This is a genomic window from Aliiroseovarius sp. S1123 (assembly GCF_023015885.1).
Classification (GTDB): Bacteria; Pseudomonadota; Alphaproteobacteria; order Rhodobacterales; family Rhodobacteraceae; genus Aliiroseovarius.
In genome coordinates this window covers 124,079-140,684 of sequence record NZ_JALKBE010000006.1, presented here as the reverse complement: position 1 = coordinate 140,684, position 16,606 = coordinate 124,079, and the positions used below count along the sequence as shown (strand labels likewise).

At 59.9% G+C, this 16,606-nt stretch carries 16 protein-coding genes and 1 riboswitch; of the genes, 9 read left to right on the top strand and 7 right to left on the bottom strand.

Going from position 1 to position 16,606, the window contains the following annotated elements:
• Positions 1-10 precede the first annotated feature (10 nt).
• From MWU53_RS12270 to MWU53_RS12245, 6 genes are all read left to right on the top strand, one after another.
• Entirely contained in the window at positions 11-433 is a 423-nt protein-coding gene (locus tag MWU53_RS12270; RefSeq protein WP_247093749.1) for an acyl-CoA thioesterase, read from the top strand.
• Positions 434-1,591, top strand: coding sequence for a crosslink repair DNA glycosylase YcaQ family protein (locus MWU53_RS12265; protein ID WP_247093747.1), 1,158 nt, complete (start codon positions 434-436; stop codon positions 1,589-1,591).
• Between the two features lie 53 nt (positions 1,592-1,644).
• Positions 1,645-2,385, top strand: a complete 741-nt coding sequence (locus MWU53_RS12260; protein ID WP_247093745.1) for an SDR family oxidoreductase — start codon at positions 1,645-1,647, stop codon at positions 2,383-2,385.
• Between the two features lie 68 nt (positions 2,386-2,453).
• The gene (locus MWU53_RS12255) at positions 2,454-3,440 is read left to right on the top strand and encodes a P1 family peptidase (protein ID WP_247093743.1); all 987 of its coding nucleotides are present in this window, start codon (positions 2,454-2,456) and stop codon (positions 3,438-3,440) included.
• A gap of 34 nt (positions 3,441-3,474) precedes the next feature.
• The gene (locus MWU53_RS12250; RefSeq protein WP_247093741.1) at positions 3,475-4,032 is read left to right on the top strand and encodes a hypothetical protein; all 558 of its coding nucleotides are present in this window, start codon (positions 3,475-3,477) and stop codon (positions 4,030-4,032) included.
• A gap of 265 nt (positions 4,033-4,297) precedes the next feature.
• The gene (locus MWU53_RS12245; protein WP_247093739.1) at positions 4,298-5,776 is read left to right on the top strand and encodes an NAD-dependent succinate-semialdehyde dehydrogenase; all 1,479 of its coding nucleotides are present in this window, start codon (positions 4,298-4,300) and stop codon (positions 5,774-5,776) included.
• Here the strand turns inward: MWU53_RS12245 and MWU53_RS12240 are convergent.
• On the bottom strand, positions 5,773-6,189 hold the full coding sequence (locus MWU53_RS12240) for a globin domain-containing protein (RefSeq protein ID WP_247093737.1): 417 nt from the start codon (positions 6,187-6,189) through the stop codon (positions 5,773-5,775). The genes MWU53_RS12245 and MWU53_RS12240 overlap by 4 nt on opposite strands.
• A 165-nt stretch (positions 6,190-6,354) precedes the next feature.
• Here MWU53_RS12240 and MWU53_RS12235 point away from each other — a divergent pair, with 165 nt between their 5' ends.
• The gene (locus tag MWU53_RS12235) at positions 6,355-8,541 is read left to right on the top strand and encodes an esterase-like activity of phytase family protein (protein ID WP_247093735.1); all 2,187 of its coding nucleotides are present in this window, start codon (positions 6,355-6,357) and stop codon (positions 8,539-8,541) included.
• 49 nt (positions 8,542-8,590) lie between these two features.
• Here MWU53_RS12235 and MWU53_RS12230 read toward each other — a convergent pair whose 3' ends face one another.
• Complete coding sequence (locus MWU53_RS12230) at positions 8,591-8,962, bottom strand: hypothetical protein (protein ID WP_247093733.1); 372 nt, start codon at positions 8,960-8,962, stop codon at positions 8,591-8,593.
• A 164-nt stretch (positions 8,963-9,126) separates the two neighbouring features.
• A riboswitch (FMN riboswitch) is annotated at positions 9,127-9,342 on the top strand.
• Positions 9,343-9,416: 74 nt separating this feature from the next.
• On the opposite strand from MWU53_RS12230, the gene MWU53_RS12225 reads away from it, so the two are divergent.
• A complete protein-coding gene (locus MWU53_RS12225; protein ID WP_247093731.1) occupies positions 9,417-10,298 on the top strand; it encodes a DMT family transporter in 882 nt (293 codons plus the stop codon).
• A 104-nt stretch (positions 10,299-10,402) separates the two neighbouring features.
• Here the strand turns inward: MWU53_RS12225 and MWU53_RS12220 are convergent, their stop codons facing one another.
• From MWU53_RS12220 to MWU53_RS12200, 5 genes are all read right to left on the bottom strand, one after another.
• Positions 10,403-10,855: an Hsp20 family protein gene (locus MWU53_RS12220; RefSeq protein WP_247093729.1), complete on the bottom strand. Its 453-nt coding sequence runs from the start codon at positions 10,853-10,855 to the stop codon at positions 10,403-10,405.
• 135 nt (positions 10,856-10,990) lie between these two features.
• Positions 10,991-11,818, bottom strand: a complete 828-nt coding sequence (locus MWU53_RS12215) for a S1 family peptidase (protein ID WP_247093727.1) — start codon at positions 11,816-11,818, stop codon at positions 10,991-10,993.
• Between the two features lie 76 nt (positions 11,819-11,894).
• Complete coding sequence (gene glcF, locus MWU53_RS12210) at positions 11,895-13,187, bottom strand: glycolate oxidase subunit GlcF (protein WP_247093725.1); 1,293 nt, start codon at positions 13,185-13,187, stop codon at positions 11,895-11,897.
• A gap of 3 nt (positions 13,188-13,190) precedes the next feature.
• The gene (gene glcE / locus MWU53_RS12205; protein WP_247093723.1) at positions 13,191-14,321 is read right to left on the bottom strand and encodes a glycolate oxidase subunit GlcE; all 1,131 of its coding nucleotides are present in this window, start codon (positions 14,319-14,321) and stop codon (positions 13,191-13,193) included.
• Between the two features lie 63 nt (positions 14,322-14,384).
• The gene (locus MWU53_RS12200; RefSeq protein ID WP_247093721.1) at positions 14,385-15,818 is read right to left on the bottom strand and encodes an FAD-linked oxidase C-terminal domain-containing protein; all 1,434 of its coding nucleotides are present in this window, start codon (positions 15,816-15,818) and stop codon (positions 14,385-14,387) included.
• 86 nt (positions 15,819-15,904) lie between these two features.
• On the opposite strand from MWU53_RS12200, the gene MWU53_RS12195 reads away from it, so the two are divergent.
• Entirely contained in the window at positions 15,905-16,603 is a 699-nt protein-coding gene (locus MWU53_RS12195) for a DUF599 domain-containing protein (RefSeq protein WP_247093718.1), read from the top strand.
• The last annotated feature ends 3 nt before the right edge of the window (positions 16,604-16,606 follow it).

Sequence of the window (16,606 nt, the reverse complement as noted above, 5' to 3'; positions counted from 1 at the left end):
CGAGGGACCAATGGCCATCATCGAAACCTTCCGCCGGGTGATCGACCCAACTGACTGCGACATGCTGGGGCATATGAACATCAGCCGTTATTTCGGCTGCGTCTCGGATGCCGGTCTGGGCCTGATGACCGCCTTCGGGCTGGGCCATGACCAGCTGACCGGCGGACGTCGTCAGGCCTTTGCGATGGTCCATTCCGACGCCACTTACCACCGCGAAGTTCTGGCGGGCGAATGGGTTTATATGCGTTCGGGCATTGCCGAGGTTGGCCGCCGCTCGGCCACCTTCCAGCACTGGATGTACCGCGGCATGGATGACGAGCTGCTGTTCGACGTGACCGCGAAATGCGTCTTGATGGATCTTGAGGCGCGCAAGGCCACTGTGATCGACGAAGATCTGAAGACCCAAATGCAAGCCTTTCTGGTCGAGGGCTAAATGGGCGCCGCGCTGAAGATCTCGAACCGGCAGGCGCGGCATCTTTGGCTGTCTACCAACCTGTTGGCGGCCACGCCGACCGGTGCGGCTGATCTGCAGGAGATGATTTGGCGACTGGGCTTTGTGCAGATCGACACGATCCGCAATGTCACCCGCGCGCACAATCACATCCTATGGAGCCGCAATCAGAACATCCGCGAGGGCGCGATCTGGACGCAGTTGTCCGACCGTGCGTTGTTCGAACATTTCACCCATGACGCCAGCCTGATCGACATGCGCGTGCTGCCGTACTGGCGACGACAGTTTGACCGGCTGGGCGAATATATGGGGCGGTCGGAATGGTACCAATCCGGGCTTGGAAAAGCGCAAATTGCCGAGATCCGCGATCGCATCGCGCGCGAGGGTGCGCTGTCCACCCATGCCTTCGACACCAAGGTTGAGAAACGCGAGATGTGGGCGCGGCCTCCGCACAAGAAGGCGCTGGACCAGATGTGGTATGGCGGCGAGCTTGCCACCTGCCACCGCAAGAACTTCGTCAAGTTCTATGATCTGGGCGAGCGGGTCTTTCCATCCCATGATCCCGCCCCGGACCACGAGGCCGTCGACTGGCTGTGTCGTGGTGCATTGGACCGGCTGTCCTTCGGTACGACAGGCGAAATCGGTCGCTTCTGGGACGCCATGTCCGCGCGCGAGGCAAAGGCGTGGTGCGACACGGCCCCGCTGGTCCCGGTCGAAGTCGAAACCGCAGATGGCGGCAGCTATGCTGCCCTCGCCCCTGCTGATATCGAGGCGCGGCTGGACACCCTTTCCGCCCCCACCTCGCGCCTGCGGATCCTCAATCCGTTTGATCCGGCCATCCGCGACCGCGCACGGCTCGAAAAGCTCTTCGGTTTTGATTACCGCAACGAGATGTTCGTCCCGAAAGCCAAGCGCCGCTGGGGGTATTATGTTTATCCGCTTCTGGAAGGCGACCGTTTCGTGGGCCGGATCGAGTTGAAGGCCGACCGTAAGACCGGTGAGTTGTCCGTCATCGGCTTCTGGCCGGAATCCGGCACCCGCTGGGGCACTGCGCGTTACGCGAAACTGGATGCTGAACTCGCACGTTTCGCACGATTCGCGGGGCTGTCTGCGACCAACTGGCAGGTCATGCGCGCCTGACTTGCGCGCGGGCCGAATTGGGCGCAAGCTGATCCTGCAATCAGGAGATGAATATGCGGCTTCACAACAAAACAGCCATCGTCACGGGCGGCGCATCGGGCTTTGGCGCCGGAATCGTCCGCAAATTCGCCGCCGAGGGCGCGCGGGTGATGGTGGCCGATCTGAATGACGAACTGGCCCGCGAGGTCGCCGCGGAGGTCGACGGCGTGGCACATCATGTGGATGTGTCCTCGGGTGACAGCGTGGCCCAGATGGCCCGCGCGGCGCATGAGCTGTGGGGCCACGTGGACATCGTGGTGAACAACGCAGGCATCACCCATCTGCCCAAACCGATGGAAGAGGTCGATGAGGGCGAGTTTGACCGCGTGTTGGCCGTGAATGCCAAATCCGTCTATCTGACTGCGCGTTATTTCGTGCCGGGGATGAAGGCGGCAGGTACGGGGGCAGTGCTGAACGTGGCCTCGACCGCAGGGCTCAGCCCGCGCCCGAACCTGAACTGGTACAATGCATCAAAAGGCTGGATGATCACCGCAACCAAGGCCATGGCGGTCGAGCTGGCCCCGCATGGCGTGCGTGTGAACGCGATTTGCCCCGTGGCGGGCGAAACCCCGCTTCTGTCCAGCTTCATGGGCGAAGACACGCCCGAGATGCGCGCGAAGTTCATCGCATCCATTCCCATCGGGCGGTTCTCGACCCCTGAGGATATGGGAAATGCCGCCTGCTTCCTATGCTCGGACGAAGCCAGCATGGTGACAGGCGTTGCGATGGAAGTGGATGGCGGGCGCTGTATCTGAGGCCGCAATTGGGGGTTTCACACCCCCAAACCCCCGTGGGATATTTCTAACAAGAAAAAGAGGGCGCTATGAAACCGGGACCGAAAAACCTGATCACAGATGTGGCCGGATTGCGGGTGGGCAATGCCGACGACGCAGTGATTAAAACGGGAGCAACGGTATTGGTCGGGGACGCGCCTTTTACCGCAGGCGTGCACGTCATGGGCGGCGCACCCGGAACGCGCGAGACGGATTTGCTGGCCCCGGACAAGCTGGTTCAACAGGTGGATGCCTTGGTGTTGTCGGGCGGGTCAGCCTTTGGGTTGGACGCGGCATCAGGCGTTGCGGACGCCTTGCGCGAGGAAGGGCGTGGGTTTCAGGTGGGGGACCAGCATGTGCCCATCGTCTCGGGCGCTATCCTGTTTGACCTGCTGAACGGCGGCGACAAGGGATGGGCCCAGAACCCCTATAAAGGCTTGGGGCGCGCTGCTTATGCGGCGGCGTCAGACAACTTCCGGATCGGCAGTCACGGTGCTGGGTTTGGCGCGACCACCGCGGGCCTGAAAGGCGGGCTTGGATCGGCGTCACTGGTGCTGGAAAACGGCGTAACCGTCGGCGCCTTGGTCGCCGTGAACGCGCTGGGGTCTGTCACGATGGGCGACGAGCCCTCGTTCTGGGCCGCCCCGTGGGAGATGGACGGAGAGTTCGGCGCGCGTGGGATGGGGCAACATGACCCCAGTTTTGAACCGCGCCCCGAGGCGCAATTGGGCGAGAACACAACGATCGCCATCATCGCCACCGATGCAGATCTGGATCAGGCGCAGGCGACACGGTTGGCCACCGCGGCCCATGACGGCATGGCGCGCGCCATTCATCCCAGCCACACGCCGTTTGATGGCGATCTGATCTTTGCCGCTGCAACAGGAAAGATCACGCTCGCGGAACCCGGATTTGATGCGCTTCGGCTGGGTCATGCCGCCGCAACCTGTCTGGCCCGCGCGGTGGCCCGCGGAGTCTATGCGGCCCGCGCCCATCCGAATGACACATTGCCCACTTGGGTGGAAAAGTTTTCATGACCGGCTTCGGCCCATTTCGATAAAGGAGATACGCATGTCCTATTTACGCACACTGGCGCTTGCCGCCACGCTTTTGACGCCCGGACTTGCCCATGCGGACGAGGTCACAGACACATTGAAATCTGCCCTCAGCGCCTATGAGGAAGGCGACCTGTCCTATGCGCTGGAAGAATTGGAATTTGCCAAGCAGCTGATGCAGGCGATGAAAACCGCCGATCTGGCGACCTTCCTGCCGGAAGCGCCCGAAGGGTGGACCCGCGAGGTGTCGAATGATGTCAGCACGGGCATGGCCATGTTCGGCGGTGGGTCGGGTGCCGAAGCCACCTATAGCAACGACACCGAAAGCTTCACGATCACCATCATGGCCGACAATCCCATGGTCGGTGCTCTGTCCGGCATGATGGCCAATGCCAGCTTGATGGGCATAAAGCTGGAGCGCGTTGGGCGCCAGAAATACCTCAACCAAGATGGCGAGTTGTCGGGTATCGTGGATGGGCGCATCCTGATCCAGGCCTCGGGTGCAGATGTCGAAAGGATGAAATCCGTTCTGGCCGAGATCGATCATCGCGGGCTGGAAGACTTCGGGCGCTGATCCTTGCGTAAGTCATCAGGGATGCAGGCAGAATCTCTGCCTACATCTGCCTTTTTGGAAGAAAGTTGTGCCGGAACGACATTCCTATACAGCCAGTTTCAAAAAATGATCAAATCCAGACGCCAAACAGGATGAATTTCACACGTCTTTGGGCTATGCCCGAGTCGAGACTGGGGATTACACCCATTAAAATTATTTGCCTTGTTAACTAATGTGCGGTTATGCCATTAGTCATCCAGCAAGACTCGACTTGGGAGACACGATCATGTCCGCAAATGCCGCTGCGCTGAAGAAGCTTCTGAAAGACCCGTCGCTGGTCGAAACCCGCGCCTATGTGAACGGCGAATGGGTGGATGCCAAGGATGGCGCTACCTTCGACGTGACCAACCCCGCCCGCGGCGAGGTGATTGCCCAAGTGGCCGACCTGTCGCGCGAAGATGTGGCGGTGGCGATCGAGGCCGCCGACAAGGCTGGCCGCGAATGGGCCAAGCGCACCGCGAAAGACCGCGCCAATATCATGCGCAACTGGTTCAACCTGATGATGGAAAACCAGGGCGATCTGGCGATCATCCTGACCGCCGAGATGGGCAAACCTCTGGCTGAAGCCATGGGCGAAATTGCCTATGGTGCCAACTTTATCGAATGGTTCGGTGAAGAAGCCAAGCGCATTTACGGCGAAACTATCCCCGGCCACCAGCCCGACAAGCGTCTGATGGTCATACGTCAACCGATTGGCGTTGTCGCCTCGATCACGCCGTGGAACTTCCCCAACGCGATGATCACACGCAAATGCGGCCCGGCGATTGCTGCAGGTTGTGGTTTTGTTGGCCGCCCGGCCGAGTTGACCCCGCTGTCGGCCACCGCTCTGGCCGTGCTGGCCGAGCGCGCTGGCGTGCCTGCAGGTGTCTTCAACATCGTGCCTAGCTCGCGCAGTTCGGACATCGGGAAAGAGTTCTGCGAGAACCCGCTGGTGCGTAAACTGACCTTTACCGGATCGACCAATGTGGGCCGCATCCTGCTGCGTCAGGCCGCCGATCAGGTTCTGAAATGCTCGATGGAGCTGGGCGGCAACGCCCCGTTCATCGTGTTTGACGACGCAGATCTGGACGCCGCTGTGGAAGGTGCCATTGCTTGTAAGTTCCGCAACAACGGCCAGACTTGCGTCTGCGCCAACCGGATCTATGTGCAGGAAGGCGTCTACGACGACTTCGCCGCACGTTTCGCGAAAGCCGTAGCCGCCCTGCCCGTTGGTGACGGTCTGAACGAAGGCATCGCCCTTGGTCCGTTGATTTCGCCCGCCGCCGTTCAGAAAGTGCGCGAGCATGTGGCCGACGCGACCTCGAAAGGGGGCGAAGTGATCCTTGGCGGGAAAGAGCATGATCTGGGCGGGCTGTTCTTCGAACCCACCATCATCAAAAACGCTACCCGCGACATGGACGTCGCCACGGACGAGACCTTCGGCCCGATGGCACCGCTGTTCAAGTTCAAGGACGAAGATGACGTGATCGCGCAGGCCAATGACACGATCTTTGGTCTGGCATCCTATTTCTACGCCAACAACCTGAGCCGCGTCTACAAAGTGGCCGAGGCGCTAGAATACGGCATCGTTGGCGTGAACACTGGCATCATCTCGACCGAGGTCGCCCCGTTTGGTGGCGTAAAACAGTCGGGCCTTGGCCGCGAAGGTTCGCGCCACGGAATCGAGGATTTCCTTGAGATGAAGTACATCTGCATGTCGGTCTAACCGGCAGTCGCGGCTGGGCGCGCCACCATCACTGAGCTCAGCTTGGTGATGGCGCGGGTCCAGGCCGCTTCCTCTTCTGGGGTCAATTTCCCCTCCATCACCTCGTGCAACGCGGCCACAAGCGATTGGGCCGCGTTTTCCATATGTACCTCGCTCAAATGGAACCGCGCATGGCTTTGGGCAAGCTTCTGTGCAAGCTGCGCGAAAGTTTCATAATCCGAAAGGCTGCGCACAGTTGATGCCAGCATGGATGCAAACATCTGCTTCTGCCTGACGAAATCACCGCTAAACAGCGGCTCGACCTCAGGCATCCGTGCAAAGAGATGCGCATAGAAGCGATCTGTCAATTCGGCCTTACGGGCGAAGACGCGGGCGAAACTGGATTGAACCAGAGAAATATCAGAGCTGTCCATAATACTTAGCCTTCAAATGCTCGGATTCACAGTATTTCACCCAACAATTAAAGTTTGGTTTCGCCCATCCACCCCTTCTTACAAAACTGATTCAAATCTGTCGCGCAGCCGTCAACTTACACCGCCATCCCACGTCCAACTATGACGTAAACCTGGGATTTTAGTATGACTGCACGCCTGATGTGTCTGACCTCCGCCCTCGCCCTGACCGCCGGTGCGGCAATGGCCGAGATGAACTTTAACCGCATCGCGTCCTTCCCCGTCGTGAAAAACATGGCCGCGGGTGAGGACACCAAACGCGAAACCAGCCCCGAGATCATTGATGTCACCGCCGACGGCATGACGCTGGTCTATACGGACAGCCCGCTGGGCGTTCTGGGCCGCATCGACATCACCGACGCCGCCAACCCCAAGCCTTTGGGCAACATCGCGCTGCCGGGCGAGCCGACCTCGGTCGCTGTGATCGGCGGGACCGCGTTTGTGGGTGTGAACACCTCGGAAAGCTACACCGCGCCGTCGGGTGAGTTGAAAGCCATCGACGTTGTGACCGGTGAAGAACTGGCCTCGTGCGATTTGGGCGGTCAGCCGGATAGCGTCGCCAAGGCGCAGGACGGCAGCTTCATCGCCGTTGCCATCGAGAACGAGCGTGACGAAGACCTGAATGATGGCATCATCCCGCAGGGGCCGGCGGGCGATCTGGTTCTGGCTACTCTGAAAAACGGCATGCTGGACTGTGACAGCATCACACGCGTTGACCTGACCGGTCTGGCCGACGTCGCCCCGTCGGACCCCGAACCCGAATATGTCGATATCAACGCCGAGGGCGAGATCGTCGTCACAATGCAGGAAAACAACCACATCGCGGTTGTGTCGAAGGACGGAAAACTGCTCAGCCATTTCTCGGCTGGCGCGGTTGATCTTAAGGGCATCGACGCCACAGACGAACGCGGCGCGCTGATCTTCACCGAAATCCAACAGGGCCGCAAACGCGAGCCTGACGCGGTGAAATGGCTGGACAATGACCACTTCGCCACCGCCAACGAAGGTGACTATGAAGGCGGTTCGCGCGGCTGGACGATCTTCCATCAGGACGGCACGGTCGTTTATGAAAGCGGTGCGTCGTTCGAACATGCCATCGTGCAGATCGGCCACTATCCCGACAAGCGGTCTGATGCCAAAGGCGTCGAGCCGGAAAGCGTAACGGCCGCCACCTATGGCGACATGGAGCTGGCCTTTATCGGATCGGAACGCGGCTCGGTCGTCGGTGTCTATGACGTCGCTGATCTGGCCAACCCGGTTCTGAAACAGCTGCTGCCCTCGGGCGTCGGGCCGGAAGGCTACGTGACCATCCCGGGCCGCAACCTGCTGGTGTCCGCAAACGAAAAAGACCTGATCGAAGATGGCGGCGCGCGCGCGCATGTCATGATTTACGAGCTGCAGAACGCCCCTGCCAGCTATCCCATGCTGACCTCGGAAGGCGCGGATCAGCTGATTGGCTGGGGTGCAATCTCGGGCATGGTTGCCGACGAAGGCGGCATCGTCTGGGCGGTTTCGGACAGCTTCTATGGCTTCCAGCCCTCGATCTTCAAGATCGACACCAACGCCACCCCCGCCCGCATCACCGACGTGATCCGCATCACCCGTAACGGTGCCCCTGCGCAGAAGCTGGACCTTGAAGGCATCACGCTGGACGGCAAAGGGGGCTTCTACGTCGCCTCGGAAGGCCGCACCGAACGCCTGATCCCGCACGCGATCTATCACGTGAAGGCCGACGGTTCGATCAAGAACCTGAAGGGCGAGATCGGCATCCCGCCGGAACTGGCCGCCGTCGAGAAACGCTTTGGCTTTGAAGGCATCACCAAGGTGGGTGACACCCTGTGGATGGCCGTGCAGCGCGAATGGAACGACGACCCGAAGAACCACGTGAAACTGGTCGCCTATAACCTTGAGACCAAGGAATGGGGCGCCGTGCACTATCCAAAAGCCGAGCCCGCCACCGGTTGGGTTGGCCTGTCGGAAATCGTAGCTCACGGTGACTATTTCTACGTGATCGAGCGCGACAACCAGCATGACCACCGCGCCGTGACCAAAAAGATCTATCGCATCCCGGCCGCCGACATGGTGCCTGCGCCGCTGGGTGGTGACCTGCCAGTTGTCTCGAAACAGGAAGTGCGCGACCTGCTGCCCGACCTGACCGCCACCGGCGGCTATGTTCTGGACAAGGTCGAAGGACTGGCCATCGCGGCTGACGGCACCGCGTGGGTGTCGACCGATAATGATGGTGTCGACGACCACTCGGGCGAGACCATGTTCTTCAACATCGGCAAAATTGACGATGCCGTGGTGAACTGATCAAGTTCATAAAAAACGACAAGGAAACGGAGGGGAGACCCTCCGTTTTCTATTCTGATTTGTCGAAATAAAGGGCAATCCTGATCACAAAGCCTAGGAAGATCAAATATCCGTAGGTCTTAAGCCCAGCATCGGCCCAAAAGTCAGTTGGTCCATCAAATTCAGACATATCCACCGCTGTGATAGATAGCAGCAACAGCGCTATTGCGTTTACCACCCAAGCGGTTGCGATGTTTTTCGCATCGAAAACAAGAGCGCTGAAAACGACGATCAGACCAGAATACAAAAGTCCTGAGCCAAACGCGTCTATTTTAAATGGAAAGAGTGTCTGTTGATCAACGGCACCTTTGAACATCATGATACCGAACGCGATCGTCGGTAATCCGATGACGTAAATCCAATTAATTTTAGTCTTATGCACTTGGCGTCCTTGTTTGCTCGGCCCTTAATTCTTGCCCGGCTAAGTTGATTGAAACGGATCTCAAGCGCAAGCCGCATAGACGCCGAGATTTAGCTAATCGTGTGCACTCTTGACCCTCCCTCCTCCCCACCCTACGTTCCCTGTCGCTGCCCCAGCCGGGGTGGTGACATTCTCAGGGCGGGGTGAAATTCCCCACCGGCGGTAAGTTTTTTTGCGGAGTCACATCTGTGTGTCTCGCAAATCAAACACACTTAGTTTGAATTGCGAGGCCGTTGAGCCGCACAAAAAATAAAGCCCGCGAGCGGCCCCCAATGGGGGTGTCAGCAGATCTGGTGAAACTCCAGAGCCGACGGTCACAGTCCGGATGGAAGAGAATGGGTTGGGGTGCGCGGGGTTCTCGTGTGCCCTGTCCTTCTGCCTTGGGTCATTGCGTAAGGAAGAAAGGACATCTCGCATGACTCAGTCAACTTATCTTACTCAACCTGCCCGCGCGGCGGGGCTTATGGTTCTGGCGGGCGCGACCTTTGCGCTGGTCAATACGGGGTTGCAATCGGCAACCATGGGCAAGGGCGCGTCGGCCCCTGCCGTGACTTTCTGGCAATATCTGATTGCGCTTGGCTTTTACCTGCCTTGGGTGTTTCGCCACCGGGCGGCGGTGATGAAAACCGGACAGGTATGGCTGCATGTGCTGCGCGTCGCTTTGGCGGCGGGCGGTGTGCAGCTGTGGACGCTGGGGCTGGCGCATGTGCCGATCTGGCAGGCGATTGCGTTGATCCTGCTGTCGCCGTTCTTCGTGACTTTGGGCGCGGGATTGGTGCTGCGGGAAGAGGTCTCGGTCCATCGTTGGGGCGCGGTGGTGCTGGGCATTATCGGCGGCGCAATCATCTTGGAGCCGTGGTCAGATCGCTTCGAGCTGGCCGCCCTGCTGCCTGTGGGCGCGGCGGCGCTGTGGGCGTCGAGCTCGGTCGTCACGAAGTTCCTGACCCATCGCGACAGCACCGAAACGATCACCATCTATCTGCTGCTCCTTCTCAGCCCAATCAATGCAGGTCTGGCGCTGAGCACCGGGTTCACCCTGCCGCCCAATGCGATCTGGCTGGTGGTGGGCGCGGGTCTTCTGACGGCGTTTGCCCAACACGTGCTCGCCCGCGCCTATGCGATGGCGGATGCTGCGTTTTTGCAGCCGTTTGACCACCTGAAACTGGTGTTCAACGTGGTGCTAGGGTTTGTGGTCTTCGGCTTCCTGCCCACCGGGTCCATGTGGATCGGCACGGCGATCATTCTGGCGGCCAGCTTTTGGCTGTTAGAACAGGAACGCCGCGGGGCAGCTGCGTAGCCAAAACTCTTGCAAGAGTTTTGGCCGGAATTTTCGAAAATTCCGGTGACATACAGAAAGGGCGCGGAATATTCCGCGCCCTTCGTTTCGTCTGAGGTGTCGGATCAGGCCTCGATAGCCTTGGCTTCGACATCATTCTTGCCCGCAATTTCGATCCGGCGCGGTTTCAGCGCTTCCGGCACTTCGCGGATCAGGTCGATATGCACCATGCCGTTTTCATGGGTCGCGCCCGAGACACGGACGTGATCGGCCAGATGGAAGCGGCGCTCAAACGCGCGGGTGGCGATGCCACGGTGCAGATAGGTACGCTCGTCTTCCGCGGCTTTCTTGGCCGAGACAAACAGCGCCTTGTCGCGCAACTCGACCGACAGTTCATCTTCGGTGAACCCAGCCACGGCGATCGAGATACGCCACGCATCTTCGTTGGTTTTCTCGATGTTATACGGGGGATAGCTGTCGCGGCTGACATCATTGGTCAAAACCCGGTCCATCAGGTCGGCAATCTGGTCAAAGCCAACGGTGGCACGGTAAAGGGGCGACATATCAAAATTACGCATTTGGTGTCCTTTCACAAAGCGACATATGTTGGGCCTTCCCGATTGGGACAGGCAGTTCACGGACCCGCCCGGCGGCATCCGTAGAATAGAGATATGTCAGGAAATGACGGGTTCAAGACCCCTTTGGACACGAGGTCACGGGCGGACGAACTTGGCCCCTCCGGGACCCGCCGCGCCGGTGCCTACCTGGCGAACAGTGGGGGCCTTCACCGTTTCAACCCGCTTGAACACGCCGTTATCGGTCGCCAGCATCTCGTACATTTCTGCAAGTGGCGTTTCCAGATCTGTTCCCAGGGACACGGGGATGTCCCGCACCATCGCCTTTGCAGAAATTACCGAGACGATGCGCGGCTCGCCGCCTTCGATGACAAATACCGGCGCACCGGACGAGCCATAATCCACAGTGCAGCTGAGCACCAATGCCCCGCCCTGCCGGGCCAGCACCTTGCAGGTCTCCTGCAGCGACGGGCTTTCCAAGCGATCATGGGCATAGGAGACGACGCCGACCTCGGCCCCTTTGCGCGGCCTCGAGAAGGTCTTGAACGGTTTGACGGACATGTTGCGAATGGGTGTGTCCAGCTCGAGCAGCGCCAGATCATTTGCCACGCGGGTCGGGCCTTTCTCTGGCGTGAACTCAAACCCCGGATGCACGACAGCACGCCGCACCCCACGATAGGCCGAGGCCCGTCCGCCGCGCCACCCAGCCAGAAACTCGATTTCCGACAGTTTGAAGCGTTCGCCGCTGTCCCGATCAAACAGGCAATGCGCTGCTGTCAGAACGAGGTTTTCGTCAATCAACGACCCAGTGCAGAAGCTTCCGCCACCGATATTCAGGCGCCCCACGCCTTCCCAACCCTTGCTGTCATCCCCGGTCATCAAGGTGCGCAAAGGCGAAGGATCGGATGCCCCTAAAGGTCCGGCCAGCAAAAATGCGGCCATCAGGAATGCCACAAGATACTTCATCTACAACTGCCTAGTCTGGGCAGTTATTCTGCCCTTTGCGCTATATGTAAGGCGAAAACAGACGGTTACGAAAGGATTAATGCGCTGCCGGTTGTATTTTGCGCGGTTTTGGGCCGCCAGTTGCCCAGTCCAAAAGCTCGACCGTGTGGACCACAGGGATGCCCGTGCCCGACCCGATCTGCATCATACAACCGATATTGCCCGCCGCGATGATCTGCGGCGTTTTGGCTTCCAGATTGGCCACTTTGCGTTTTTTCAGCTCTTTCGAGATCTCGGGCTGCATCAGATTATAGGTCCCAGCCGAGCCACAGCACAGATGCGGGTCGGCAGGCTCCACCACCTCGAACCCCGCTTTTTTCAGCAGCGTTTTCGGGTGGGTTTTCACCTGTTGCCCGTGCTGCAGGCTGCAAGCCGAGTGATAAGCCACCCGCAGTTCCATCGTCGCCTCAGGCAGATCCAGCGTCATCAAAAGCTCGCTGATGTCCATCGCCATACCCGACACAGCCGCCGCATCTTCGGCCAGCGCGTCATTTCGGAACATGAAGCCGTAATCCTTCACCGTGGTGCCACAGCCCGAGGTGTTGATGACAATCGCATCCAGCCCGTCGCCACGCTTTTCACGCATCCACGCGGTAATGTTCGCCGCCGCCTGCGCGTGGCTTTGGTTCTCTTTGCCCATGTGATGGGTCAGCGCACCGCAGCAGCCCATGCCCTTGGCCACGACGACCTCACAGCCCAGTCGGGTCAAAAGGCGAATGGTGGCGTCATTGATATCCGTATCCAGCGCCTTCTGCGCACAGCCCGTCAGCAGGGCCACACGTTTCTTGCGGTCGCCCTTAGCCGGGAACACCTGCGGCGCGTCGTTGGCGGATTTGCGCGGCAGCTTCGGCGGCGCCATTTCCAGCATCGCTTCCAGACGGGGATCGGGCATGAACTTGCGCAAGGGTCGCGCCAGCCGCGCGCCCTGCATCGCCAGCCGGAACCGGCCCGGATAGGGGATCACCTGCGCCAGCGTCCAGCGCAGCAGCCGGTCGAACAGCGGACGCTTATAGGTCTTTTCGATATGCGCGCGGGCGTGGTCGATCAGATGCATGTAATGCACGCCCGACGGGCAGGTCGACATACAGGCCAGACAGGACAGGCACTTGTCCACATGCTCGACCGTTTTCTTGTCGGCAGGGCGCCCGGCTTCCAGCATGTCCTTGATCAGATAGATCCGGCCACGAGGACTGTCCAACTCGTCGCCCAGCACCTGATAGCTGGGGCATGTCGCGGTACAAAACCCGCAATGCACACAAGAGCGCAAGATCTCGTTCGCACGTTCGATAGCAGGGTCTTTCAACTGCTCAGGCGTGAAATGGGTCTGCATGGATTAGGCTCCCATCAGGCCGGGATTGAGGATCCCGCGCGGGTCGAATTTCTGGCGAAGGCCCTTGGTCAAGGCGGCAATCGGGGTGGATTCGGGTTGGAACACGGGAACGGTTGCACGCACATCTGCAGGGGCGCGAACCAAGGTGGCATGACCACCCAGCTTGGACAGCTCGGCCCGCACACGCGCAGCACCTGCATCCGTCTGATCCGCCACATGCAGCCAGACAAGGCCGCCGCCCCAGTCATAGATCGCTTCTGGCGACAGATCGTCCAGCGCCGCCACCAGACGTGGCCCGTCCGAAGGTTTGACCGAGAGGCGCCAGACGGCACCATCGCGCCCCGCAAAAGCGCTGACATCCCTAATCCGCGCCCAAATGTCGGACGACGCAACACCCGAAACGGGCTGGAACCCGGCCAGCACACCCTTCGCAAGCTCTGCCGCGCGATACGCGACAGAGGCCTCAAGCCCCTCGATCCGCACAAAGGTCTTCCCTTCCGAGAACGCGGCCCCCGTCACATCGAAGGGCGAGCCCAGCGCGGCGGACAGGCTTTCGACCGCCTGCGCGGCGGTCTGGCCTTCGCCCACCAGAGTGGTTTCTGTTTCAGGAATGGCCATGACCTTCAGGCTGGCTTCGGTCATCACGCCCAGCGTGCCCCAACTGCCCGCCATCAGTTTGACCAGATCATAGCCCGTCACGTTTTTCATGACGCGGCCGCCATTTTTCAACACGCGCCCAGCGCCGTCGACAAAGCGCACACCCAAGCAGAAATCCCGCGCGGCCCCGACTTGAACGCGACGCGGGCCTGACGCGTTGGTGGCCACAACGCCGCCGATGGTCGACACCCCTTCGGTGCCCAACAGCCCACGCAAATCTGAAGGCTCAAACGCCAGCCGCTGCCCTTCCTTGGCCAGCAGTGCGTCGATCTCCGCCAACGGCGTTCCACTTTGCGCCACAAGGGTCAGCGCGCCCGGTTCATACAGTGTCACACCCGACAGACCAGCCGTGGATACCAGCGTTCCATCAACCGGCGCGCCAATATCACGCGTCCCGCCGCCTACAATTCGGATCGGCCCCGTTGCGGATTGGATCAGATCGGAAAGGTCTTCTTCACTTGTCGGAGTTTTTCGCATTTTCTTGTCTCAAATATCTCGGGGTAGGCGCAGATCGCAGATCAAGCCGAAGGGGCAGAGCCCCTATCCGGCGCGTCGGGTTTCGGTGACCTTCAGAGGGAAGACCTTGGCAGGGTTCAAAAGCCATCCTGGATCGAACACGTCCTTGACCTGCAACTGGATTTCCAGATCGTCACTGCCAAATTGCGACACCATCAGGTCGCGCTTCTCGACCCCCACACCGTGTTCACCGGTCAGGCAACCGCCGACCTCAACACAGAGGCGCAGAATGTCAGCGCCGAACGCCTCGCACTTCTCGAGATCGCCTGGCTTGTTGGCATCAAACAGGATCAGCGGATGCATGTTCCCATCGCCCGCGTGGAACACATTGCCCACGTCCAGCCCGTATTCCTTGCTCATCTCGCCAATGCGGCGCAGGACCAAGGGCAGTTCGGACACGGGGATCGTCCCGTCCAGACACATGTAATCATTGATCTGCCCCATCGCGCCGAAGGCCGATTTGCGGCCCAGCCAGATTTTCGCGCTTTCCTCAGCCGAGGTGCTTTCACGCACTTCCACCGGGTTGTGACGTTTGGCAATCTCTACAATACGCGAGAGTTGGTCGTCGATCTCGGCCTCTGATCCCTCGACCTCGATGATCAACAGCGCTTCGCAATCGGGATAGCCCGCGCCCGCGAAGGCTTCGGTTGCGCGGATGCAGGGGCGGTCCATGAACTCGATCGCGACGGGCAGGATGCCGGATTTGATGATGTCGGACACGCAATGGCCAGCGACTTCGTTGCTGTCGAAACCAACCAGCACCGGGCGGGCGCCCTCGGGCTTGGCAAGGATGCGCAGGGTGGCCTCGGTCACGATGCCAAGCTGGCCTTCCGAGCCGCAGATCAGCCCCAGAAGGTCCAACCCGCCCGCATCCAGATGCGCGCCGCCGATCTGAACCACCTCGCCATCGGCCATGACCATGGTTACACCCAACAGATTGTTGGTGGTCACACCGTATTTCAAACAATGCGCCCCGCCGGAGTTCATCGCGATGTTGCCCGCAATCGCACAGGCCAGCTGCGAGGACGGATCGGGGGCATAAAAGAACCCGTCTTCCTCGACCGCGCCGGTCACCGACAAGTTTGTGCGGCCCGACTGCACACGGATGAACCGGTTGTCATAGTCGGTTTCCAGCACGTCATTCAAACGCGCAACGCCAAGGATCACGCTGTCTGCAGTGGGCAGTGCGCCGCCCGCCAGTGACGTCCCTGCCCCGCGCGGCACGACGGGCACACCTTCCTCAAAGCAGATGCGCATGACCGCCGACACCTCGTCGGTCGAGGTCGGCAAGACCGCGCAAAGCGGCGGGCATTTATAGGCCGTCAGCGCGTCACATTCATAGGCGCGTGTCTGGATCGGGTCATGCACCACGGCACCCTGCGGCAACACAGATTGCAGCCGCGAGACGATGTGGTCCTTGCGCGACAGAATGCTGGCGTTTGGTTCTGGCATCTGCATGAGAATCCCCCTCGCGAGTAAATTGGTAAAAAAATATAACCAATTTTTCACTTTAGCAACAACAAGGAACGGCTTAAGCGTGAAACATGAGTTTTGCTGACCGTTTCACACTGTTTTCGATCCTTGATCTGGCCGCCGTTGCTGTGATCTTGCTGGCTTGGGTCACAATCGGGTGGCGCATTGAAAGCGCCACAGGTGAAAAACAATCCGTATCAAAGATTGTGGCCCAGTATCGGCGCGACTGGATGGTACAGTTCGTCACGCGCCAACCGCGCATTTTTGACAGCGCGATCCTGTCCAACTTGCGGCAAGGGGCAAGCTTCTTCGCCTCTGCCACAATGATCGCCACAGGCGGCGGGCTGGCCTTGCTTGGCAATACCGAGCGGTTGCGCGGTGTAGCACATGACCTGACCCAAACCAGCGCACCAGAATTGGTATGGGAGGTCAAAATCCTTCTGGTCATCCTGTTTCTAGCCAATGCGTTTCTGAAATTTGTCTGGTCGCACCGGCTGTTTGGGTATTGCGCGGTGGTCATGGCGTCAGTTCCCAACGATGAAACCGACCCAACCGCCCTGCCCCGCGCGCGAAAGGCTGGCGAGATCAACATCACCGCGGCGCGCAGTTTCAACCGGGGTCTGCGGTCGGTCTATTTCTCGATGGCCGCTTTGGCGTGGCTGATCGGGCCAATCAGCCTGATCGTGGCCACGTTCTTTACATTTTCGGTTTTGTGGCGGCGCGAGTTTGCGTCCCAATCGCGCTCGGTATTGATGCAACCTGACGCTTGACCC